This is a genomic window from Paracoccus pacificus (assembly GCF_042680785.1).
In the GTDB taxonomy this organism is placed as follows: Bacteria; Pseudomonadota; Alphaproteobacteria; order Rhodobacterales; family Rhodobacteraceae; genus Paracoccus; species Paracoccus pacificus.
This window is the reverse complement of the sequence record NZ_JBHUEN010000006.1, coordinates 132,317-153,512: the sequence shown is the minus strand read 5'-3', so window position 1 is coordinate 153,512 and position 21,196 is coordinate 132,317. Positions and strand designations below refer to the sequence as shown.

Here is a 21,196-nt window from a genome sequence, read left to right as displayed (position 1 = left end):
CATCATTCCAGAGACTGCATTTTGCGCAAATGGTTTAAAAAAGCAATAAGCGGAAAGCCTTGGATGGTGAAGTGGTCGCCGTCGACCCCGCTGAACAGGCGCGCGCCCTCGGCCTCGATCCGGTAGCAGCCGACGCAATGACGGATCTTGTCCCAATAGGCGTCGACATAACGGTCGATCTCGGCCGCATCGAGGTCATGCATGGTCAGCACCGCACTGTCGGCGCCGTGCCAGGCGGTTCTGCCGTCCTGCACGACGGTTGCCGCGGAAATCAGCCGGTGGCTGCGGCCGGAAAGCAGACGAAGGTGCTCGCGGGCCTCAGCGGGTGAGCGCGGCTTCGATAAAATTCGACTATCGACCGCCAGCACCTGATCGGCGCCCAGAACCGCCGCGCGCGGGTTTCGCCGCCACACATGCGTAGCCTTGGCCTTGGCCAGCGCGGCGGCCATTCGGTCGGGATCGTCCTGAAACGGGGCGGCGGCCGCACTCTCGTCAATGTCGGCCGGATCAACGGTGAAGCGGATACCGGCGTCGGATAAAAGCCGCTGGCGCGCCTGTGAGCCCGAAGCCAGAACGATCTGTGGATAAGTATGCGGAGGAATCGCGAAGCCTTTCTGGATGCTGTTGGCGTCAAGGCGCAAACGATCTGCGGCAGTTCAGCGCACCCGGACCGGATCGCGCCTCGTCAAAGCAGTCGCCCACAGGTGCGCAATCGAATTTAGCCCATGTGGATTCCGTTGGTGACTTGGCCGAAATCCGGATCCGACACGGATTCTGTCCACTAAAGCTTTTCCTGTCAACATGATGATTATAAATGAATATTATGGCTTCTGGCAAGCAGCGGCCGGGTTTATCTACAACGTTATCCACAGGGCCTGATCTGTAGATAACTCTGCGGATGAGACAGGCTTTTCCGTTATCCACAGGCCCAACATCATCATCATTCTTTTCTTCTTATTATTATATTAGGAGGGGACCGGAGGTTCTTTATGTTCGACCTGCTTTCAACGCTCTACCCTTGGACCAAATCCGTTCACATCATGGCTGTGATAAGCTGGATGGCCGGTCTGTTCTATCTGCCCAGACTGTTCGTCTATCATGTCGAGCGGGGTCAGCATGGCGGAGAGCCCGGCGAGAGCTTCGAGATCATGGAAGTGAAGCTGCTACGGCTGATCATGAACCCGGCGATGATCCTTACCTGGATCGCCGGCCTTATGTTGGTCCTGACCCCGGGCATTGTCGACTGGGGCTCGCTATGGCCATGGACGAAGGCCGGTGCGGTGCTGGGCATGACCTGGTTTCATCACTGGCTGGGGCTGCGACGCAAGGATCTTCTGCGTGGGACGAACACGGTCAGCGCCCGCACCTATCGCATGATGAACGAGGTGCCGACGGCGTTGATGGTGGTGATCGTGCTGTCGGTGATCCTGAAGTTCTGATTCGGGTCCGCCGGCATTGACTCTGACGACAGAGTTTCCTATTTGGCGCTGATCCCGGCCGTCCGGCACAGGGTTTTCCATGACATTTTCGCATTCCGTCACCGTACGGCGGCCGAATGCACGACTTTCGGTGACACGACATGAGCGAAGAACGCCTTAACCTATCCGATCTCAAGGCGAAGAGCCCGGCCGATCTTTTGTCCATGGCCGAGGAGTGGGAGATCGAGAACGCCTCGACCATGCGCAAGGGCGAGATGATGTTCTCGCTTTTGAAAGAGCATGCGGATGATGGCTGGGAGATCGGTGGCGATGGCGTGCTGGAGGTCTTGCAGGATGGCTTTGGTTTCCTGCGCTCGCCCGAGGCGAACTATCTTCCCGGTCCCGATGATATCTATGTCAGCCCCGAGATGATCCGGCAGCATTCGCTGCGGACCGGGGACACGGTTTCGGGTGTGATCCGCGAACCCGGCGAGAGCGAGAAATATTTCGCGCTGACCCGCGTCGAGCAGATCAACTTTGAAGACCCCGAAAAGGCCCGGCACAAGGTTGCGTTCGACAACCTTACGCCGCTTTATCCGAATGAGCGGTTGAAGATGGAGACCGAGGATCCGACCAACAAGGACAGGTCGGCACGGATCATCGACCTTGTCGCACCCATCGGTAAGGGACAGCGTTCGCTGATCGTCGCGCCGCCGCGTACGGGTAAGACGGTGCTGTTGCAGAATATCGCCCACTCGATCGAAAAGAACCATCCGGAGTGCTATCTGATCGTTCTGCTTATTGATGAGCGGCCCGAAGAAGTCACCGACATGCAGCGTTCGGTCAAGGGGGAAGTCGTTTCCTCGACCTTTGACGAGCCGGCCAGCCGCCACGTTGCGGTCAGCGAAATGGTGATCGAGAAAGCCAAGAGATTGGTCGAGCATAAACGAGATGTTGTGATCCTTCTGGATTCAATCACAAGACTTGGGCGCGCCTTTAACACGGTGGTGCCGAGTTCGGGCAAGGTTCTGACCGGTGGCGTTGACGCCAACGCGTTGCAGCGGCCGAAGCGGTTCTTTGGTGCTGCGCGGAACATTGAAGAAGGCGGCTCGCTGACCATCATCGCGACGGCGCTGATAGACACCGGTTCGCGTATGGATGAGGTCATCTTCGAGGAATTCAAGGGAACGGGCAACAGCGAGATCGTTCTTGATCGTAAAGTCGCCGACAAGCGCGTGTTCCCGGCGATGGATATTCTGAAATCTGGGACGCGGAAGGAAGAATTGCTTGTTGATCCAAAGGATCTTCAGAAAACCTATCTGCTGCGCCGCATTCTGAACCCGATGGGAACAACCGATGCGATCGAATTCCTGATCTCGAAGCTTAAGCAGACCAAGAACAACGCCGAGTTCTTCGATTCCATGAACGCCTGACGGGTGATGCCGTGGACACGATCTTCGCCGAAGCGACGCCTCCGGGCCGGGGGGGTGTAGCGGTCATTCGGATATCCGGGCCCGACGCATGGCGCTGTGTCGAAGTGCTGACGGGTTCGGTGCCATCGCCGCGTTCTGCTGCGCTGCGTGATCTGGCGTGGCAGGGCGATCTGATCGACCGCGCGCTTGTTTTGTGTTTCGATGAGGGGCGCAGCTTTACCGGCGAACAATCCGCCGAGCTTCAACTGCATGGGGCCCCCGTCGTTGTGGCGCGCGCGCGGGCCGTATTGACGGAACTGGGGTTGAGACCGGCCAGTGCCGGCGAGTTTACGCGTCGGGCGTTTCTGAACGGACGGCTTGATCTGGTCGAGGCGGAGGCGCTCGCCGATCTGCTGGATGCCGATACCGAGGCACAGCGCAAGCAGGCGATGCGCGTGGCGGATGGCGCGCTGGGTCGTCTGGTGGGCGACTGGCGGCGCGATCTGGTTCAGGCCGGAGCGCTGGTTGAAGTGACCATTGATTTTGCCGACGAAGAAGTGCCGGTAGAGATTCCCGACGAATGTTTTGATCTGATAGACAAAGTTACGACATCGCTGCGCGACCAGATCACCAGTTACCCAGCGGCCGAGGCTTTGCGGCAGGGGTTCGAGGTGGCGATCATCGGACCGCCGAACGTCGGAAAATCGTCGCTTCTGAACCGCATCGCGCGGCGTGACATTGCCATTGTCTCTGAGATTGCCGGGACAACGCGGGATATCATCGAGCTTCGTACGGATTTGCGCGGGCTCTCCGTCACGTTTTTAGACAGCGCCGGGCTGCGGGAGACCAGTGACCCGGTTGAGTCGATCGGTGTGACACGCGCTAGAACGCGGGCGGCGGCGGCAGATCTCAAGATTTATCTGACGGAAGACGGCGCGGTCGACCAAAGCATCCTCGACGGTCAGGATATCGTGGTTCGGACCAAGAGCGATCTGGACGCACGCGAAGGCATCTCGATTTCGTCGCTTACCGGTGACGGTATAGAAGACCTGCTGGATTTGGTGTATGAGAAGCTGCGTTTCCGCACTGCCGGCGCCGGACTGATCGCGAGAGAGCGGCAAGCCGCCGCGGTGCGAGCAGCGGTTGCGGAGCTGAGCCGGATCAGACGCGAACAGGACGGCGAAATCGTGGCCGAGCATATCCGCCGCGCAATCGCCAGCCTGGATGAGCTGATCGGGCGTGTTGGCGCGGAAGATTATCTGGACGTGGTGTTTTCGTCGTTCTGTATTGGGAAATAGCGGGTGTTTCACGTGAAACATTATGATGTAATTGTCATTGGCGGGGGCCATGCGGGGCTGGAAGCAGCGGCCGCCGCCGCACGACTGGGCGTTTCGGTTGCCCTGATCACGATGCGCAAGCAGGATATCGGAACCATGTCCTGCAACCCGGCTATCGGCGGTCTTGGAAAGGGGCACCTTGTCCGAGAGATCGACGCGATGGACGGGTTGATGGGCTGTTTGGCCGATGTCGCCGGAATCCAGTTTCGGCTGTTGAACCGGCGGAAAGGGCCGGCTGTGCAGGGTCCGCGCGCGCAGGCCGACCGAGATCTTTATCGCGCGGCGGCGTTTTCGGCGGCAAGTTCGATTCCGGGCCTAAATCTCCTGTTCACCGAAGTCGACGAACTGATCGTTAGGTCTGGCCGTGTCGCCGGGGTCGTTTGCCAAGGACAAAGCCTGGGCGCCAGCGCCGTGGTTCTAACGACCGGTACGTTCCTGCGCGGCGTTATCCATATCGGGACCGAGCAGCGACCGGCCGGCCGGATGGGCGATGCCGCGTCCAACAAGCTGGCGGAATTCATTTACGGACTGGGACTACCTGTCGGTCGGTTGAAAACCGGAACCCCGCCGCGGCTGGATGGGCGAACGATCGACTGGGCCGGACTCGACGAGCAGCCCGGCGATGACCAGCCCAGCTTGTTTTCTTACCTGTCGACCTCGGTCACGGCGCGGCAGGTGTCCTGCGGCATTACAAGCACCAACAGCCGTACCCACGATATTATCCGGAAAAATCTGGACAAATCCGCTATGTACGGCGGCGGAATATCCGGCGTCGGTCCGCGCTACTGTCCTTCGATTGAGGACAAAGTGGTCAGGTTCGCCGATAAGCAATCGCATCAGATCTTTCTGGAACCCGAAGGCCTGACCACGGACACGGTATATCCCAACGGCGTTTCGACCTCGCTTCCCGCCGAAGTGCAGGAGCAATACATCCATACAATCAATGGCTTGGAGCACGCCAGGATCATTCAGCCCGGCTACGCAGTCGAGTATGATTATGTTGACCCTGTGGCGCTGGACCATCGGCTTTCGGTAAAATCCGTGCCGGGGCTCTATCTCGCCGGGCAGATCAACGGGACGACGGGCTATGAAGAGGCGGCGGCCCAGGGCCTGGTCGCGGGTTTGAACGCGGCGGCTGAGGTTCTGGACCGCGAACCGGTCATTTTCAGTCGCACCAACAGCTATATCGGCGTCATGATCGACGATCTAGTCACCCGCGGCGTTACCGAGCCCTATCGGATGTTCACCTCTCGGGCGGAGTTCAGGTTGTCGCTGCGGGCGGATAATGCCGACCTACGGCTGACCCCGCTGGGGATTGCGGCGGGCTGTGTCAGCCAGCGCCGGAGGGATGCGTTCGCAGCGAAGCTGGAAAAGATTTCGCAGGCGGACGCCTTGTTGCGCGAAGCGCGTTTTTCACCGACCGTGCTTGCTCAACGCGGCTTCAACGTTCGGCAGGATGGAAACATGCGGTCCGCTCTGGATCTGCTCGCAGTCAGCGAGAATGATTGGACCGACGTCCTGCCGCTCGTGCCGGACGCAGCCGCGATCGAACCGGGGATCCGCGACGTGGTAAGGGCCAATGCCCTCTATACGCAATTCGAAGACCGTCAGCGCCGCGATGCCGCACAGCTGGTGGCGGAGGAGGCGTCGGCGATTCCTGCCGATCTCGATTATGATCGGCTGCCGGGACTTTCGGGCGAGTTGCGGTCAAAGCTTAATCGCCACAAACCAGCGACTCTGGCGGCTGCGAACCGCATCGAGGGTATGACCCCTGCGGCACTGACGCTCATCATCGCCCATATCGGTGGTCGGCGACAGACGGCATGATGGATGTTTCACGTGAAACAGCGGAACGGCTGTCGCATTTCGAAGCGCTCGTGCAAAAATGGAACTCGCAGATCAATCTGGTCGCACCCGATTCGCTTGTCGACTTCCGCCAACGCCATCTGGCAGACGGCATCTTGCTTTCCGAACTTGCCTGTGACCAACCGGGAAACTGGGCGGATCTTGGCAGTGGAGGCGGATTTCCCGGGATAATAATATCCATATTTCAACCTGGTAGGCCGCTGTCGCTGGTCGAAAGCGATGGACGCAAATCCGCCTTCCTGCGTACCGCGATACGCGAGCTGGGGTTGGGCGCAACCCGGGTCGTCAACGACCGGATCGAGGCCGTTTCGCCGCTTATGGCCGGTAACATCAGCGCGCGCGCCCTTGCACCGCTTCCACGATTGCTGGCATATGTTGACCGTCATCTTTCTCCGAATGGCACCGCCTGGTTGATCAAAGGACGGCGTTGGGAGGCTGAGGTCGACGAAGCAAGAAAGATGTGGAATTTCAATCACATCGCCCATGCCGGCGCCAATGGCACCACAATTTTGCAAGTGGATGGACTTCAACGTGCCTGAATCACCCCATATCGTCGCGATCACCAACCAAAAAGGCGGCGTTGGCAAGACGACCACGGCGATCAACCTCGCGGCCGCATTGGGGCAACGGGGCCAAAAGGTGCTGTTGATCGACCTCGACCCGCAAGGAAATGCGTCGACGGGGCTCGGGATCGACAAACAACAGCGCGAGTACACCAGTTACGATCTGCTCGCCGGCAGCGCCGACCTTTCGCGATCGACTGTCCCGACCTCCGTTCCCGGTGTTTCGCTCGTCCCAGCGACCGAGGATCTGACGTCGGCCGATATGGAGCTGTCGTCAAGCGATGGCCGGCTGAGCCTCCTTCGCAACGCGCTGCGCGACAGTGCCGATTTTGATACGGTTCTGCTCGACTGCCCGCCGGCACTTGGGCTGCTGACCCTGAATGCGATGGTCGCGGCCGACGGCGTACTCGTCCCGCTGCAAGCCGAGTTTCTGGCGCTGGAGGGGTTGTCGCAACTGCTACAGACGGTCCGGCAGGTTCGTCAAACCGCGAACCCCAGCCTGCGGATCGAGGGCATCTTGCTGACCATGTCCGACAGCCGCCTCAACCTGTCGGAGCAGGTCGAGGCCGATGCGCGCGCGACACTGGGTGAGCTTGTTTTCGATACGGTCATTCCGCGCAATATCCGGGTCTCGGAATCGCCGTCGCATGGTCTGCCCGTGCTGATCTATGATCCGAACTCCCGTGGAAGCACCGCGTATCGTGCGCTCTGCGACGAATATCTGGCGCGCCGCGCCCAAGCCGAAAGGATGGCCGATGCCTGAAGCAAAACCGAACCGGGGTCTAGGGCGCGGATTGTCGGCCCTAATGGCTGACGCGGATCTCATCCCCAACGACAAACCGGCGCAGCGCCAGACCCTGCCGATCGAAAAGATCACCGCAAACAGCGAACAGCCGCGACGCAGTTTTGCACCCGAATTGCTGCAAGAACTGGCCGATTCGCTGCGCAGTCGCGGAGTTCTCCAGCCTTTGATCGTCCGGCCCCATCCCAAGGATCCGGGCCTTTATCAGATCGTCGCTGGAGAGCGGCGCTGGCGTGCCGCCCAGATGGCGCAATTGCACGAGGTTCCGGTGATCGTGCGCGACCTCAACGATACCGAGGTTCTGGAGGTCGCGATCATCGAAAACATTCAGCGCGCCGATTTGAATGCCATCGAAGAGGCCATGGCCTATCGTCAACTCATGGAGCGTTTCGGGCACACGCAGGAACGGCTGGGTGAAGCCCTGAACAAAAGCCGAAGCCACATCGCCAACCTGATGCGGCTTCTGACCCTGCCCGAGCAGGTTCAGGGCTGGGTCCGCGATGGCAAACTGACCGCCGGTCACGCCCGCGCCGTGATCACCGCGAAGGACCCGACGGATCTGGCCCGGAAAGTGATCGACCGGAACCTGTCGGTTCGCGAAACCGAAAACCTCGCCCGGGGCAACGCCGATCCAGCCCCGAAAGTTCGCCCGATTCCGGACGAGAAGGATGCCGATACCCGTGCGCTAGAGGCCGATCTGTCGGCCCAACTGAAAATGCGCGTCAGCATCAATCACAGCGGAATGGACGGCGGCCAGGTGGTCGTGACCTATCGCGACCTCGAACAGCTCGATCGCCTTTGCCAGCTTCTGGCGAGTGAGGCTTAGGCCTCCGGTCTCGTCCATATATAGGCTAGAACGGCGCTGCAGACCGCAACCTGTAGTAATATGACGACCGGCGGTAAGGCCAGCACGGTCGCCACGACGATCCCGACGGCCATGGCGAGCGTGGTGATAATCTTGATCCGGCGCGAGATCGCGCCGCGCGCCAGCCATTTCCGCAACGGCGGCCCCAGTATTTCGCTTTTCAGAATCATCGCACGCAGACGCGGCGACGACCTGTCAAAGCACCAGACGGCGACGATCAGAAACGGCACTGTCGGCACGACCGGAAGAAAAGCGCCGACAAACCCAAGCGCGGTCGCGATCCAGCCAAGCCCAAGATAAACCCAGCGCATCACAGTGCCAGTTCTCGCAGGATCGCGTTCAGGACCGGTCGGCCCGAGACGGTCGTCCGGATAAGATCCTCGCCCTCCTCGACCAGCCCCATCCCGACGAGATCAGCCAGTTTCGCGGGGTCGAACGCCCCGCCCATCGCCGCATAGCGCGACACCCGCATACCTTCGGCCAGCCGCATCGACATCAAAAGATACTCTGTCGCCCTGTCCTCGGGCGTCAGGGTATCGCGAAGATTCTCGGCAGTTCCTTGCGTTTCCACCGCATCGAGCCACGTCTCGGGCGCTCGAATCGTCTCGGTGGCGTGGCGTTGCCCCCCCAGCGTCAGCCGGCCATGCGCGCCGGGCCCGACGCCCGCATAGTCCCCTTGCCGCCAATAGATCAGATTGTGCCGGCTTTCCGCACCGGGCCGCGCGTGGTTCGACGTCTCATATCCGCCCATCCCCGCCGCCGCGCAAATATCCTGCGTTTCCAGATACATGTCGGCCGCCAGATCGTCGCTTGGCAAATCCCGCAACTTTCCGGCCGCGTGCCGGGCGCCAAAGGCTGTTCCGTCCTCGATGGTCAGTTGATACAGCGACAGGTGATCGACGGTCATGTCCAGTGCTTCGGTCAACTCGGCGCGCCACGCCGCCCGATCCTGTCCTTGGCGGGCATAGATCAGATCAAAGCTGACCCGGGCGAACTGCTTGCGTGCAATGTCGAAAGCCGCCCGCGCCTCGGCGACCGAGTGCAACCGGCCCAGCCGCCGCAGATCGTCGTCATTCAGCGCCTGAACCCCCATCGACAGCCGGTTGACCCCGGCCTGCCCGAAATCGTGAAACTTCCCGGCTTCAACGCTGCCCGGATTGGCCTCAAGCGTGATCTCGATGCTATTGGAAAACGGCCAGACCGCGCGCGCCGCATCAATCACCGCCGCCACCACATCGGGCCGCATCAGGCTGGGCGTGCCGCCGCCAAAGAAAATGCTGTCCAGCACCCGGGGGCCGGTCTGCGCGCCCAGACGTGCGATCTCGGTCCGGTAAGCCTTCAGCCACCGATCATGATCAACATCCGCCGCGACATGGCTGTTGAAATCGCAATACGGGCATTTCGAGGCGCAGAACGGCCAATGGACGTAAAGACCAAATCCGCCATTTCGCCAGTCGTCGGTTGCGGTGTCATAAGGCATGGTTACGCTTTAAACGCGGTTACCTCGATTTCGATCCGCATTTCCGGACGGATCAGGTCCGCGATGACCATGGTTGCAGCTGGCCTTACCGCGCCCAGCCACTTTCCCAGAACCGGCGTCACCCGCGCCACATCACTCCGTTCGACCAGCGTATACTGGACGCGCACCACATCGGCCAGTTCGAACCCGGCCTCGTCAAGCACCGCCGCGATGGTCTGAAAGCAGTTTTCCGCCTGCTCGGCGACGTCTTTGGGCATCTCCATCGTCGCATAATCATAGCCGGTCGTGCCCGACACAAAGCACCACGGCCCCTTCACGACCGCGCGGCTATAGCCCATCGCCGCCTCAAAGGGTGAACCGCTGGAAATCCTACGCAAGGGCCGCCGCCAGCTTTTCGAATGCGCGGGCGCGGTGGCTGATGGCGTTCTTCTCCTCCGGGGCCATTTCGGCATAGGTGCGATCATGCCCGTCGGGAATGAACATGGGGTCATAACCATGCCCCAGTTCCCCACGCGGAGGCCACACAAGGCGCCCCGGGGCGACACCCTCGAATATCTGCTCCTGCCCGTCGGGCCGCCGCAGGATCAGGGTGCAGTGGAACTGCGCCAGACGCGGCTCGGGCGCACCGGCCTCTTCCAGCTCGCGCCAAGTGCGGGTCATCGCCTGCATGAAATCGCGGCCGTTCGGTGTCGTCGCCCAGTCGGCGGTATAGACGCCCGGCGCCCCGTCCAGCCCGTCGACGGTAATGCCGCTGTCATCCGCCAGAACCGGCAAGCCGGTCGCCGCGGATGCCGCAACGGCTTTGATCCGGGCATTGCCGACAAAGCTCGACTCGGTTTCCTCGGGCTCGGCCAACCCCAGTTCACCCGCACTGGTGCAGCGGATCCCAAGCGGCGCCAGAAGTGCCGCGAATTCTTCCAGCTTTCCGCGATTATGCGTAGCGATAACCAGCGTTTCCAATACCTTATCCGTCATCCCAGCGCCGCCTTTTGGGCCGCGACCAGTTCGGCGATGCCGCGATCGGCCAGATCCATCAGCGATCCCATCTCGGCGCGCGAAAAGGTCGCGCCCTCGGCCGACATCTGCACCTCGATCAGCCGGGCCGAGCCGGTCATGACGAAGTTTCCGTCCGTCCCGGCCTCGCTGTCCTCGGCATAATCCAGATCCAGAAGCGGCTGGCCGGCATAGATGCCACAGCTCACCGCCGCGACATGTTCCACGATGGGATCCGAGGTGACGATGCCGGCCGCCATCAGCTTGTTCACCGCCAGCCGCAGCGCCACCCATCCGCCGGTGATCGACGCGCAGCGGGTCCCGCCGTCGGCCTGAAGGACGTCGCAGTCGACGACGATCTGGCGCTCGCCCAGCGCCCTACGGTCGACGCCCGCGCGCAGCGAACGCCCGATCAGACGCTGAATTTCCTGGGTCCGGCCGCTTTGTTTGCCGACGGCGGCCTCGCGGCGGTTGCGGGTGTTCGTGGCGCGCGGCAGCATGCCGTATTCCGCCGTCACCCAGCCAAGCCCGGAGCCCTTCAGAAACGACGGCGCCTTGTCCTCGATGCTGGCCGAGCACAGGACCTCGGTGCCGCCGCAGCGGATCAGGCAAGAACCCTCGGCGTGGCGCATCACACCCGTCTCAATTGAAATCGGGCGCATATCGCTTAAGTTTCGGCCAGATGGGCGCATCGGTTGTCCTGACATTTTGGGCTGTTTCTGCCCATTACCGCCTGATACGCACCCACTGCAACCCCGAAGGAACCCATGCTGACCACGCCCGACCTGCTTGCCGAACTGAACGACCGCTCGCGCGAGGTGTTTCGCCGCGTGGTCGAGGGCTATCTGGAAACGGGTGAGCCGGTCGGTTCGCGCACGCTCAGCCGCACGTTGAACGAAAAAGTATCGGCGGCGACGATCCGCAACACCATGCAGGATCTGGAGAAACTGGGCATTCTCGACAGCCCGCATATATCGGCCGGCCGCATCCCGACCCAGCTCGGCCTGCGCCTGTTCGTCGACAGCCTGATGGAGGTCGACCCTGTGGCGCCGACCGACCGCGCCCGGATTCGTGAAACGGTCGGAGAGGGTGCGACCGATGTCGAGGGGCTCATGGACCGGGTGGGCGCGGCCCTGTCGCTGATCACGCATGGTGCCTCGCTGGTCCTGACGCCCAAGCGCGAGGCACCGGTCCGGCATATCGAATTCGTCAGCCTGTCCCCCGATCGTGCGCTGGTGGTTCTGGTCTATGCCGATGGCCATGTCGAGAACCGGCTGTTCTCGCCGCCCCTTGGTCAAACCCCCAGTTCGATGCGCGAGGCGGGGAATTACCTGAATGCTCATGCATCCGGCCGCACCCTGTCCGAACTGCGTGACGCGATCACCGCCGACATCGACAATGATCGCCAGCAGCTTGACTCGCTCGCCTCGGACCTCGTGGCGGCGGGGCTTGCGCTTTGGGATCAGCCCGACAGCAGCGATGCGCGCCTGATCGTGCGGGGCCGCGCCAATCTTATCGGACCCGAAGCCGCCGACCTGGATCGCGTGCGCACGCTTTTCGACGATCTGGAACGCAAGCGTGACATCGCCGAATTTCTCGAACTGACCGAACAGGGACAGGGCGTGCGGATTTTCATCGGCTCTGAAAACAAGCTTTTTTCACTTTCGGGTTCCTCTCTGGTGGTTTCACCCTATATGAACGCTGACCATAGAATCGTGGGCGCTGTGGGCGTGATCGGGCCGACCCGGTTAAATTACGGCCGTATCGTCCCGATCGTCGATTACACAGCCCAGCTTGTCGGCCGGATCCTTTCCGGTCAGTCAACCGGACAAGGCAGATAAATGAGCGAACCGAAGATCGAACCCCTTCCCGAAGAAATCGAAGCCCAGGATGCGGCCGATGAGGCCGCCGCGGCCTCTTCCGAGGTCGAGATTGCGGCCCTGACCGCCGAGCGCGACGAATTTCGCGACCGTTTCATGCGTGCACTGGCCGACGCCGAAAATGCCCGCAAGCGCAGCGAACGCGACCGGCGCGAGGCCGAACAATATGGTGGCAGCCGTCTGGCGCGGGACCTTTTGCCGGTGCATGAGGCGCTGACCCGCGCGCTTGAAACCGCGACCGAGGATCAGCGCGCCTTGGCGCCGGGCCTGATCGAAGGGGTCGAGCTGACCTTGCGCGAACTGTCGAATGTCTTTGGCCGTCACGGCATCACCGTGATTGATCCCAAGGTCGGCGACCGGTTCGATCCGAAAACCCACGAAGCGATGTTCGAGGCCGCCCTTCCCGGCACCCGCGCCGGCGACATCATTCAGGTGATGGGTCAGGGCTTCATGCTGCACGACCGCCTGCTGCGGCCGGCCAAGGTCGGGGTTTCCTCCACCCCCGCCTCCTGAACGCCGGACGCCCGCTGAAAAGGCCGGCATGTTGGTCCGGCCTCGGCGGGTCGTTGCCGGGTCCGGTCCGGTCGGTTACGGAATGGCGCAGCGTGGCGCCTGCTGGAAAGACATGCAAAGATACCGTGGGCACGCCGTGCCGGGCCCCGGGCCACGAACACCGAAGGAGGAAACGATATGCGAACGCGCGCTGCGGTTGCCGTGGAGGCTGGCAAGCCTTTGCAGGTTATGGAAGTGAACCTCGAGGGCCCGAAGAAGGGCGAGGTTCTGGTCGAGATCAAGGCCACCGGCATCTGCCACACCGATGAATTCACCCTGTCCGGCGCCGACCCCGAGGGCATCTTCCCCTCGATCCTCGGCCATGAGGGCGCGGGCGTGGTGATTGAGGTCGGCGAGGGTGTGACCTCGCTGAAACCGGGCGATCACGTGATCCCGCTTTATACCCCCGAATGCCGGCAATGCCCGTCCTGCCTGTCGCGCAAGACCAACCTCTGCACCGCGATCCGGTCGACGCAGGGGCAGGGGCTGATGCCCGACGGCACGACGCGGTTCTCGATGCTGGATGGCACGCCGATCTATCACTACATGGGCTGCTCGACCTTCGCGAACCACACGGTGATGCCGGAAATCGCACTGGCCAAGGTGCGGGACGACGCGCCCTTCGACAAGATCTTCTATATCGGCTGCGGGGTCACCACCGGCATTGGCGCGGTGATCAACACCGCCAAGGTCGAGATCGGCGCGAAAGCCGTGGTCTTCGGTCTGGGCGGGATCGGTCTGAACGTGATTCAGGGGCTGAAGATGGCCGGGGCCGACATGATCATCGGGGTCGACCTGAACAACGACAAGAAGGAATGGGGCGAGCGTTTCGGCATGACCCATTTCATCAACCCCAAGGAAATCGAGGGCTCGGTCGTGCAGGCGATCGTCGATCTGACCAAAACCCCGTTCGACCAGATCGGCGGTGCGGATTACAGCTTCGACTGCACCGGCAACGTCAAGGTGATGCGCGATGCGCTGGAATGCACCCATCGCGGCTGGGGCGTCTCGGTGGTGATCGGGGTGGCGCCGGCGGGGGCCGAGATCAGCACGCGTCCGTTCCAGCTGGTCACCGGGCGGGTCTGGAAGGGCACCGCGTTTGGCGGCGCGCGCGGGCGGACCGATGTGCCGACGCTGGTCGACTGGTACATGGAGGGCAAGGTCGAGATCGACCCGATGATCACCCACACACTGAAGCTGGAAGACATCAACAAGGGCTTCGACCTGATGCATTCCGGCGAATCCATCCGCTCGGTGGTGGTTTACTGATCGGGTTGGCGTAACTAGCTTGAGCAGCGCGGAGGTGACTGCACCTGCCGCGCGGCTATGAAAGGACCGATCATGCGCAAATTCGTTCTTGATGACGAAGACGACGATGATGACGACAAGAACGAAGGCCAGAAGGACGAAGGTCTGGGTCTGCCCGAGGGCGACAACATCGGCAAACTGTATTTCAAATCCCGTACGGTAATCGTTGCCGGGCCGATCAATGACAAGCTGGCGCAACGCACCGTTGCCCATCTGCTGGCACTGGGCGAGGAAAGCGACAAGCCGATCAACATGCTGATCTCGTCGCCCGGCGGCCATGTCGAATCGGGCGACATGATCCATGATGTGATCAAGTTCATCCGTCCGACCGTCCGCACCATCGGGTCGGGCTGGGTCGCCTCGGCCGGGGCGCTGATCTTTGTCGGCGCGGCCAAGGAGAACCGCTTTTGCCTGCCCAATACGCGTTTTCTGCTGCACCAGCCCTCGGGCGGGATCGGCGGCACCTCCTCGGACATGATGATCCAGGCCGAGCAGGTGCGCCTGATGCGCGAGCGGCTGAACCAGATCTTCGCCGATGCGACCGGGCAGCCGGTCGAACGCATCGACAAGGACACCCAGCGCGACTTTTGGCTGAATACGCAGGAGGCGATCGACTACGGTCTTCTGGGCAAGGTCATCAAAAGTATTGATGAGCTGAAATGACGGCTGCGGACGCGGCCGGGGGCGGCGCGGTGACGATCCGCCCCGCCACCCGTGCCGACGATGACGCGATCTGGGCAATCCTCGAGCCGGTTTATCGCGCGGGCGAAACCTATGCGATCCCGACCGATATCTCGCGCGACGCGGCGCTTCAGGACTGGTTTTATCCGGGCTACAGCACCTTCGTGGCTGAAAAGGATGGCCGCGTGCTGGGGACCAGCCACGTCGGCCACAACCGGCGCGGCGGCGGCGCCCATGTCTTCAACGCCAGCTTCGCCACCGCACCCGCCGCCCGCGGTCGCGGCGTGGGGCGGGCTCTGGCGGATCACGCAAAAACATGGGCCCGGGAAAACGGCGCCCTTGCGATGCAGTTCAATTTCGTGGTTTCCACGAATGAGGATGCCGTGCATCTGTGGCAGAAGGCCGGATTCTCCGTGGTGGGGCGGCTGCCGGGCGCATTTCACCACCCCCGGCTCGGCTATGTGGATGCGCTGGTCATGTATTGCCAGTTGAACGAAGGGAACCCGTGATGAGTCTGGAAACCGTCAGCGAAAACCGCAGCTTCGGCGGCACACAAGGCGTCTATCGGCACAAGTCGCAGGCGACCGGGACCGACATGACCTTTGCCGTCTATCTGCCGCCCGCGGCCGAGGACGGGCTGGTGCCGGTGCTGTGGTATCTGTCCGGCCTGACCTGCACCCATGAAAACGCCATGACCAAGGCCGGCGCCCAGCAATGGGCGGCGGAATCGGGTATCGGGCTGATCTTCCCCGACACCAGCCCCCGCGGCGAGGGCGTGCCCGACGATGACGCTTATGATCTGGGTCAGGGCGCGGGATTCTATGTCGACGCGACACAGGACCCGTGGAAGAAAAACTTTCAGATGTGGCATTACGTCACCCACGAACTTCCGGAACTGGTGTTCGACAATTTCCAGCTTGATCGCGAGGCGCAGGGCATCACCGGCCATTCGATGGGCGGCCACGGTGCGCTGACCATCGCCATGACCTTCCCCGACCGCTACCGCTCGGTTTCCGCCTTCGCGCCGATTGCGAATCCCAGCCAGTCGGATTGGGGCCGCAAACAGCTTACCGCCTATCTGGGCGGCGATGAAAGCGCCTGGGCCGCGCATGATTCGACGCTTTTGATGCGAGAGAAAGGTTACAAGGGCGAGATCCTAATTGATCAGGGCACCGACGATCAGTTCCTGGAGCTGTTGAAGCCCGAGGCGCTTGCTCAGGCGATGGTCGCGCGGCGCCAGCCGGGCATGTTCCGCATGCAGCCGGGCTATGATCACAGTTATTTTTTCGTGCAAAGCTTTATGGGTGAACATGTCCTTTGGCATGCCGAGCGGCTCTATTAGCCGTTTTCCGCTTGCGGGCGGTTGATCTCCAAGCAAAAATCATGACCAATTGAACATGTGGCGGGGCGACCCGGCACATGTTCCCGTGCAAGACGCTCCGAGCGTGATCGCGGACCATCACTTTTCTGTCACCACCGCCAAGGAGGGGTTCCCGTGCAATCAGCAGTCAGGTTCTTGGCCGCACCGCTACTCGCCACCGCCTTCTTGGCGCTCGCGGGTCAGGTCCATGCGCAGGGACAGCCCGGCGGCGAGGCGCCGCCGCCCGCGGTGACGGTCGTCACGCTGAAAAGCCAGGATGTCACGCTGACCGCCACCTTGCCGGGGCGTGTGACGGCCGCCGCCGAGGCCGAGGTGCGCCCGCAGGTCAATGGAATCGTGATCGAACGGCTGTTCGACGAAGGTCGCGAGGTCAAGGAGGGCGATCCGCTGTTCCGCATCGACCCGACCACCTATGAAGCCGCGATCGCGCTGGCCGAGGCAAATGTGGCACAGGCGCAGGCGCAGGCCGACGCCGCCCGGCGCGAAGCCACGCGGGTGGCCGAATTGCGCGATCGTCGCGTTGCCAGCGAACAGACCCAGGAAACCGCGGTCGCCGCGCGCGACGCGGCCGATGCGGCGCTGAAGATGGCCGAGGCGCAGTTGCAATCCGCCAGGATCGAGCTTGACCGGACCACCATTCGCGCGCCGTTGACCGGCCAGATCGGCCTTGCGCAGGTCAGTCAGGGCGCGCTGGTGACCGCCAGTCAGGCGACGCCGCTTGCGGTTATCCGCCGGCTCGACCCGGTGCAGGTCGATGTGACCCAATCCGCCGCCGAAGTGCTGCAATGGCGCCGCAACCACGGCCCGGGCGGCGCGGATCAGGGCGACATAGACCGCACCGTGCGGCTGCGGCTGGCCGATGGCAGCGAGTTTTCCCAGACCGGGACACTGACCGCCGCCGAGGCCTTTGTGAACGAAACCACCGGCGTCGTCGTGCTGCGGCTGAGTTTCGATAACCCCGACAAACTGCTTTTGCCGGGTATGTATGTGCAGGCCGTGGTGCCTCAGGAAACCGTCAAGAATGTCGTTCTCGCCCCGCAAGAGGGCGTGACGCGCGACCGCCGGGGCGAGCCGACCGCGCTGGTCGTCACGCCGGAAAACGTGGTCGAATCGCGGACGCTTACGGTTCTTCAGGATCTGGGCAACAAATGGGTGGTCAGCGCCGGCCTAAAAGACGGTGACCGCATCATCGTCGAGGGCGTGCAACGGATCGCCCCCGGCATGAAGGTGACCCCCGAGGAACTCGCGGCCGCGCCGGCCGAAGGCAGCGGCGGCGCAGAAGGCGCGTCGCCCGCCGCCGAAGGTGCGGAACCCGCCGCTGCCGATGGTGCGGGTCAGCCGCCCTCCGATGCGGCGCCCGGCGGTCAGCCCGGCGCCGACGCGGCGGCCGACGCGAAACCCGCCGCCGCCGCGCCCGCCGATACGCCCGATACCCCGGCCGGCGACGCCCCGGCTGCCGATGCCGCCGGTGATGCGGCCGCCGGCAACGCACCCGCAACTGAGACGGCGCCCGCCGGCTCCTCGCAGCCGGCCAACTGATCATGGCACGGTTTTTCATTGATCGCCCGGTCTTCGCCTGGGTCGTCTCGATCCTGATCATGGGACTGGGCGTCTTGTCGATCATGACCCTGCCCATCGCGCAATATCCCCAGATCGCGCCGCCCTCGGTCAGCGTGCGCGCGGTCTATCCCGGCGCCTCGGCCGAAACCGTGGCGAATACGGTGACGCAGGTCATCGAGCAGCAGATGACCGGCCTTGACGGTCTGCGATATTTCTCGTCGAGCTCCACCGCGGCCGGGACAGCCAGCATCACCATGACGTTCGAGACCGGGACCGATCCCGACATCGCGCAGGTTCAGGTCCAGAACAAACTTGCGCAGGCGACCGCGCTGTTGCCCGAGCCCGTGCAAAGACAGGGCGTAACGGTCGAAAAATCGTCCTCGGGGTTTCTGATGGTCATCGCCCTGATCGCCGAGAACGGCCAGTATCAGGACGTTGACCTTGCCGACTACATGACCACCAACCTTGTCAACGATCTCAGCCGGGTGGCAGGTGTGGGCTCGGTTCAGGTCTTTGGCTCGCAATATGCGATGCGGATCTGGCTCGATCCCTCGAAGCTGTCGGCCTATGACCTGACGCCTTCGGATGTGACGGCGGCGGTGTCGGCGCAGAACGCGCAGATTTCGGCGGGCGCTTTCGGCGACATGCCGACCGTGCCCGGCCAGCAGTTGAACGCGACCATCACCGCGCAATCCCTGCTGTCGACGCCCGAGGATTTCGAGCAGATTGTTCTGCGGGCCGAGCCCGACGGCGGTCTTGTGCTGCTGAAGGACGTGGCCCGGGTCGAAATCGGCGCGCAAAGCTATGCCGCCGAAGCCCGGTATAACGGCCAGCCCTCGGCCGGGATGGCGATCAGCATGTCATCGGGCGCCAACGCGCTTGATACCGCCGAGGCGGTCAAGGCCCGGATGGCGGAGTTCGCCCAGTTCTTCCCCGAGGGCATGACCTATGTGATCCCCTTCGACACCACGCCTTTCGTAGAAATTTCAATCGACGAGGTGGTCAAGACGCTGATCGAGGCCATCGTTCTGGTGTTTCTGGTCATGTTCCTTTTCCTTCAGAACTGGCGTGCGACCCTTATTCCGACGTTGGCGGTGCCGGTGGTTCTGCTGGGAACCTTCGGCATCCTCTCTTTCCTTGGCTTCACCATCAACACGCTGACCATGCTGGCCATGGTTCTGGCCATCGGTCTTTTGGTCGACGACGCCATCGTGGTGGTCGAGAACGTCGAACGGATCATGGCGGACGAAGGGCTTTCGCCGCGCGATGCGACACGCAAATCCATGGATCAGATCACCGGCGCGCTGATCGGCATCGCACTGGTCCTGTCGGCCGTGTTCGTGCCGATGGCGTTTTTCGGCGGCTCGACCGGGATCATCTACAAGCAGTTCGCCATAACCATCGCCTCGGCCATGGGGCTTTCGGTGGTGGTGGCGCTGACCCTGACCCCCGCGCTTTGCGCGACGCTGCTGCGCAACACCGGTCACGGCACCAAGCGCGGCTTTTTCGGCCTGTTCAACCGTGGCTTCGACGGCGTTCAGCACGGGTACACGAATACGGTGAACTGGATGATCCGCCGCCCGCTTCGGGTGTTGCTGGTCTATATCGGGCTGGGCGCGCTGATGGTGTTTCTGTTCCTGCGCACCCCCACCGGCTTCCTGCCCGACGAGGATCAGGGCATCATGTTCGCGCTGATTCAGGGCCCGACCGGGGCGACGACGGAACGCACCGCGAAGGTGATCGAGCAAGTCGGCAACTATTTCCAGACCCAAGAGGCCGCCAGCGTCGATTCGTTCTTTGGCGTCACCGGGTTCAGCTTTGCCGGTCAGGGCCAGAACATGGGCATGGCCTTCGTCCGTCTGAAACCGTGGGAGGAGCGAACCGATCCGTCGCAATCGGTTCAGGCCATCGCCGGACGCGCGTTTGGCGCGCTCAGCCAGATCCGCGACGCGATGGTGTTCCCGATCGTCCCGCCTTCGGTCATCGAACTGGGCAACGTCTCGGGGTTCGACTTCTATCTTCAGGCGCGCGCCGGGCAGTCGAATGAACAATTGCTGGAAGCCCGCAACCAACTGCTTGGGATGGCGGCGCAAAGCCCGCTGATCGGGTCGGCGCGCCCGAACGGGCTTGAGGATGCGGCGCAGTACAATCTGGACATCGACTGGCGCAAGGCCGGCGCGATGGGACTGACGGCGCTTGATGTGGGCAATCTGCTGTCGGTCGCCTGGGCCGGTCGATATGTGAACGACTTCATCGATCAGGGCCGGATCAAACGCGTCTATGTGCAGGGCGAGGCGAGTTCGCGCGCGACCCCCATCGACATAAACCAGTGGCGGGTGCGCAACTCATCGGGGGGGCTCGTGCCCTTCTCGAATTTCGCCGAAGGCCGCTGGACCTACGGGCCGCAGGGCCTGAACCGTTATAACGGCATCCCGGCGATGAATATTCAGGGCGGCCCCGCGCCCGGCGTCTCATCCGGTCAGGCGATGGCCGAGATCGAGAATCTGGCATCGCAACTGCCGGCCGGTTACGGCGTGTCCTGGACCGGCCTTTCGCTGGAAGAGGCCGACGCCGGCAACCAGACGACGCTGCTTTACGGCTTGTCGCTGGCGGTCGTGTTCCTGTGTCTCGCGGCGCTTTATGAAAGCTGGGCCATTCCCTTCGCGGTCATGCTTGCCATGCCCATCGGTGTCGTCGGCGCGTTGGTCGGCGCATGGCTGGGCGGGTTCGACAATGGCGTGTTCTTTCAGGTCGGGCTTCTGACCGTGATCGGCCTTACCGGCAAGAACGCCATCCTGATCGTCGAATTCGCGCGCGAGCAGGTGCAGGCCGGGCGCCCGCTTTACGAGGCGGTGGTCGAGGCCGCGCGCCAGCGTTTCCGCCCGATCATCATGACCTCGGTCGCCTTCTCGCTTGGGGTGACGCCGCTGGTCTTGTCCACCGGCGCCGGTGCCAACGGGCGAAACACCATCGGCGCGACGGTGCTTGGCGGCACCCTTTCGGCCACGGTGCTGGGCATCCTGTTCGTGCCGCTGTTCTTCGTGCTGATGCGCCGGATGCTGCGCCGTCAGGATACGCTGGAAGCCGAGATCTGAACC

21 protein-coding genes are annotated in these 21,196 nt (G+C 62.6%); 15 read left to right on the top strand and 6 right to left on the bottom strand.

Features of this window, described 5'->3' with window-relative positions; all coding sequences use genetic code 11:
- Window positions 1–2: 2 nt before the first annotated feature.
- Window positions 3–641 carry a Maf family protein gene (locus ACFSCT_RS02260; protein ID WP_379139796.1) on the bottom strand — a complete coding sequence of 213 codons (639 nt, stop codon included), beginning with the start codon at window positions 639–641 and terminating at the stop codon, window positions 3–5.
- Window positions 642–989: 348 nt separating this feature from the next.
- Here ACFSCT_RS02260 and hemJ point away from each other — a divergent pair, with 348 nt between their 5' ends.
- The 7 genes from hemJ to ACFSCT_RS02225 all read left to right on the top strand — a co-directional run bounded on the left by hemJ (window position 990) and on the right by ACFSCT_RS02225 (window position 8,224).
- Entirely contained in the window at window positions 990–1,439 is a 450-nt protein-coding gene (gene hemJ / locus ACFSCT_RS02255) for a protoporphyrinogen oxidase HemJ (protein ID WP_379139794.1), read from the top strand.
- 140 nt (window positions 1,440–1,579) lie between these two features.
- Entirely contained in the window at window positions 1,580–2,851 is a 1,272-nt protein-coding gene (gene rho / locus ACFSCT_RS02250; RefSeq protein WP_379139792.1) for a transcription termination factor Rho, read from the top strand.
- Window positions 2,852–2,862: 11 nt separating this feature from the next.
- Window positions 2,863–4,128: a tRNA uridine-5-carboxymethylaminomethyl(34) synthesis GTPase MnmE gene (gene mnmE, locus ACFSCT_RS02245; RefSeq protein WP_379139790.1), complete on the top strand. Its 1,266-nt coding sequence runs from the start codon at window positions 2,863–2,865 to the stop codon at window positions 4,126–4,128.
- A 3-nt stretch (window positions 4,129–4,131) separates the two neighbouring features.
- Window positions 4,132–5,994, top strand: a complete 1,863-nt coding sequence (mnmG, locus tag ACFSCT_RS02240; RefSeq protein ID WP_379139788.1) for a tRNA uridine-5-carboxymethylaminomethyl(34) synthesis enzyme MnmG — start codon at window positions 4,132–4,134, stop codon at window positions 5,992–5,994.
- On the top strand, window positions 5,991–6,572 hold the full coding sequence (gene rsmG / locus ACFSCT_RS02235) for a 16S rRNA (guanine(527)-N(7))-methyltransferase RsmG (protein WP_379139786.1): 582 nt from the start codon (window positions 5,991–5,993) through the stop codon (window positions 6,570–6,572). Before mnmG ends, rsmG begins: the two co-directional genes overlap by 4 nt.
- Window positions 6,553–7,359 (top strand): ParA family protein, encoded by an 807-nt coding sequence (locus tag ACFSCT_RS02230; RefSeq protein WP_379139785.1) that lies wholly within the window; start codon window positions 6,553–6,555, stop codon window positions 7,357–7,359. The genes rsmG and ACFSCT_RS02230 overlap by 20 nt, the downstream gene beginning before the upstream one ends.
- Complete coding sequence (locus ACFSCT_RS02225) at window positions 7,352–8,224, top strand: ParB/RepB/Spo0J family partition protein (protein ID WP_379139783.1); 873 nt, start codon at window positions 7,352–7,354, stop codon at window positions 8,222–8,224. Before ACFSCT_RS02230 ends, ACFSCT_RS02225 begins: the two co-directional genes overlap by 8 nt.
- Here the strand turns inward: ACFSCT_RS02225 and ACFSCT_RS02220 are convergent.
- From ACFSCT_RS02220 to rph, 5 genes are read right to left on the bottom strand one after another with little or no spacing between them, the layout of a single operon-like run.
- Window positions 8,221–8,574 carry a YbaN family protein gene (locus tag ACFSCT_RS02220; protein WP_379139781.1) on the bottom strand — a complete coding sequence of 118 codons (354 nt, stop codon included), beginning with the start codon at window positions 8,572–8,574 and terminating at the stop codon, window positions 8,221–8,223. The two genes, ACFSCT_RS02225 and ACFSCT_RS02220, sit on opposite strands and share 4 nt — an antisense overlap.
- Window positions 8,574–9,743, bottom strand: a complete 1,170-nt coding sequence (gene hemW / locus ACFSCT_RS02215) for a radical SAM family heme chaperone HemW (protein WP_379139780.1) — start codon at window positions 9,741–9,743, stop codon at window positions 8,574–8,576. Before hemW ends, ACFSCT_RS02220 begins: the two co-directional genes overlap by 1 nt.
- Window positions 9,744–9,745: 2 nt before the next feature.
- Window positions 9,746–10,120: a RidA family protein gene (locus ACFSCT_RS02210; RefSeq protein WP_379139778.1), complete on the bottom strand. Its 375-nt coding sequence runs from the start codon at window positions 10,118–10,120 to the stop codon at window positions 9,746–9,748.
- Window positions 10,113–10,718 (bottom strand): RdgB/HAM1 family non-canonical purine NTP pyrophosphatase, encoded by a 606-nt coding sequence (gene rdgB / locus ACFSCT_RS02205; RefSeq protein WP_379139776.1) that lies wholly within the window; start codon window positions 10,716–10,718, stop codon window positions 10,113–10,115. Before rdgB ends, ACFSCT_RS02210 begins: the two co-directional genes overlap by 8 nt.
- The gene (gene rph / locus ACFSCT_RS02200) at window positions 10,715–11,428 is read right to left on the bottom strand and encodes a ribonuclease PH (protein ID WP_379139775.1); all 714 of its coding nucleotides are present in this window, start codon (window positions 11,426–11,428) and stop codon (window positions 10,715–10,717) included. Before rph ends, rdgB begins: the two co-directional genes overlap by 4 nt.
- A 75-nt stretch (window positions 11,429–11,503) precedes the next feature.
- Between rph and hrcA the strand changes: the two genes are divergently transcribed.
- The 8 genes from hrcA to ACFSCT_RS02160 all read left to right on the top strand — a co-directional run bounded on the left by hrcA (window position 11,504) and on the right by ACFSCT_RS02160 (window position 21,193).
- Window positions 11,504–12,577: a heat-inducible transcriptional repressor HrcA gene (gene hrcA / locus ACFSCT_RS02195; protein WP_379139773.1), complete on the top strand. Its 1,074-nt coding sequence runs from the start codon at window positions 11,504–11,506 to the stop codon at window positions 12,575–12,577.
- Window positions 12,578–13,129, top strand: a complete 552-nt coding sequence (locus ACFSCT_RS02190; protein ID WP_379139771.1) for a nucleotide exchange factor GrpE — start codon at window positions 12,578–12,580, stop codon at window positions 13,127–13,129.
- 177 nt (window positions 13,130–13,306) lie between these two features.
- Complete coding sequence (locus ACFSCT_RS02185; protein WP_379139769.1) at window positions 13,307–14,437, top strand: S-(hydroxymethyl)glutathione dehydrogenase/class III alcohol dehydrogenase; 1,131 nt, start codon at window positions 13,307–13,309, stop codon at window positions 14,435–14,437.
- A gap of 72 nt (window positions 14,438–14,509) precedes the next feature.
- Complete coding sequence (locus ACFSCT_RS02180) at window positions 14,510–15,139, top strand: ATP-dependent Clp protease proteolytic subunit (protein WP_379139767.1); 630 nt, start codon at window positions 14,510–14,512, stop codon at window positions 15,137–15,139.
- Window positions 15,136–15,666, top strand: a complete 531-nt coding sequence (locus ACFSCT_RS02175) for a GNAT family N-acetyltransferase (RefSeq protein WP_379139766.1) — start codon at window positions 15,136–15,138, stop codon at window positions 15,664–15,666. Before ACFSCT_RS02180 ends, ACFSCT_RS02175 begins: the two co-directional genes overlap by 4 nt.
- A complete protein-coding gene (gene fghA, locus ACFSCT_RS02170; protein ID WP_379139764.1) occupies window positions 15,666–16,499 on the top strand; it encodes an S-formylglutathione hydrolase in 834 nt (277 codons plus the stop codon). Before ACFSCT_RS02175 ends, fghA begins: the two co-directional genes overlap by 1 nt.
- Window positions 16,500–16,652: 153 nt before the next feature.
- Window positions 16,653–18,077 carry an efflux RND transporter periplasmic adaptor subunit gene (locus ACFSCT_RS02165; protein ID WP_379139762.1) on the top strand — a complete coding sequence of 475 codons (1,425 nt, stop codon included), beginning with the start codon at window positions 16,653–16,655 and terminating at the stop codon, window positions 18,075–18,077.
- A gap of 2 nt (window positions 18,078–18,079) precedes the next feature.
- On the top strand, window positions 18,080–21,193 hold the full coding sequence (locus tag ACFSCT_RS02160; protein ID WP_379139760.1) for an efflux RND transporter permease subunit: 3,114 nt from the start codon (window positions 18,080–18,082) through the stop codon (window positions 21,191–21,193).
- Window positions 21,194–21,196: the final 3 nt, after the last annotated feature.

What these genes read in the sequence shown, in the direction of transcription:
- ACFSCT_RS02225 (WP_379139783.1), top strand. Translation starts at nt 7,352, where the DNA reads ATGCCTGAAGCAAAACCGAACCGGGGTCTAGGGCGCGGATTGTCGGCC.
- rph (WP_379139775.1), bottom strand. Translation starts at nt 11,428, where the DNA reads ATGCGCCCATCTGGCCGAAACTTAAGCGATATGCGCCCGATTTCAATT.
- rho (WP_379139792.1), top strand. Translation starts at nt 1,580, where the DNA reads ATGAGCGAAGAACGCCTTAACCTATCCGATCTCAAGGCGAAGAGCCCG.
- rdgB (WP_379139776.1), bottom strand. Translation starts at nt 10,718, where the DNA reads ATGACGGATAAGGTATTGGAAACGCTGGTTATCGCTACGCATAATCGC.
- ACFSCT_RS02220 (WP_379139781.1), bottom strand. Translation starts at nt 8,574, where the DNA reads ATGCGCTGGGTTTATCTTGGGCTTGGCTGGATCGCGACCGCGCTTGGG.
- rsmG (WP_379139786.1), top strand. Translation starts at nt 5,991, where the DNA reads ATGATGGATGTTTCACGTGAAACAGCGGAACGGCTGTCGCATTTCGAA.
- ACFSCT_RS02190 (WP_379139771.1), top strand. Translation starts at nt 12,578, where the DNA reads ATGAGCGAACCGAAGATCGAACCCCTTCCCGAAGAAATCGAAGCCCAG.
- ACFSCT_RS02180 (WP_379139767.1), top strand. Translation starts at nt 14,510, where the DNA reads ATGCGCAAATTCGTTCTTGATGACGAAGACGACGATGATGACGACAAG.
- hemJ (WP_379139794.1), top strand. Translation starts at nt 990, where the DNA reads ATGTTCGACCTGCTTTCAACGCTCTACCCTTGGACCAAATCCGTTCAC.
- ACFSCT_RS02185 (WP_379139769.1), top strand. Translation starts at nt 13,307, where the DNA reads ATGCGAACGCGCGCTGCGGTTGCCGTGGAGGCTGGCAAGCCTTTGCAG.
- fghA (WP_379139764.1), top strand. Translation starts at nt 15,666, where the DNA reads ATGAGTCTGGAAACCGTCAGCGAAAACCGCAGCTTCGGCGGCACACAA.
- hemW (WP_379139780.1), bottom strand. Translation starts at nt 9,743, where the DNA reads ATGCCTTATGACACCGCAACCGACGACTGGCGAAATGGCGGATTTGGT.
- ACFSCT_RS02160 (WP_379139760.1), top strand. Translation starts at nt 18,080, where the DNA reads ATGGCACGGTTTTTCATTGATCGCCCGGTCTTCGCCTGGGTCGTCTCG.
- ACFSCT_RS02175 (WP_379139766.1), top strand. Translation starts at nt 15,136, where the DNA reads ATGACGGCTGCGGACGCGGCCGGGGGCGGCGCGGTGACGATCCGCCCC.
- hrcA (WP_379139773.1), top strand. Translation starts at nt 11,504, where the DNA reads ATGCTGACCACGCCCGACCTGCTTGCCGAACTGAACGACCGCTCGCGC.
- ACFSCT_RS02230 (WP_379139785.1), top strand. Translation starts at nt 6,553, where the DNA reads ATGGACTTCAACGTGCCTGAATCACCCCATATCGTCGCGATCACCAAC.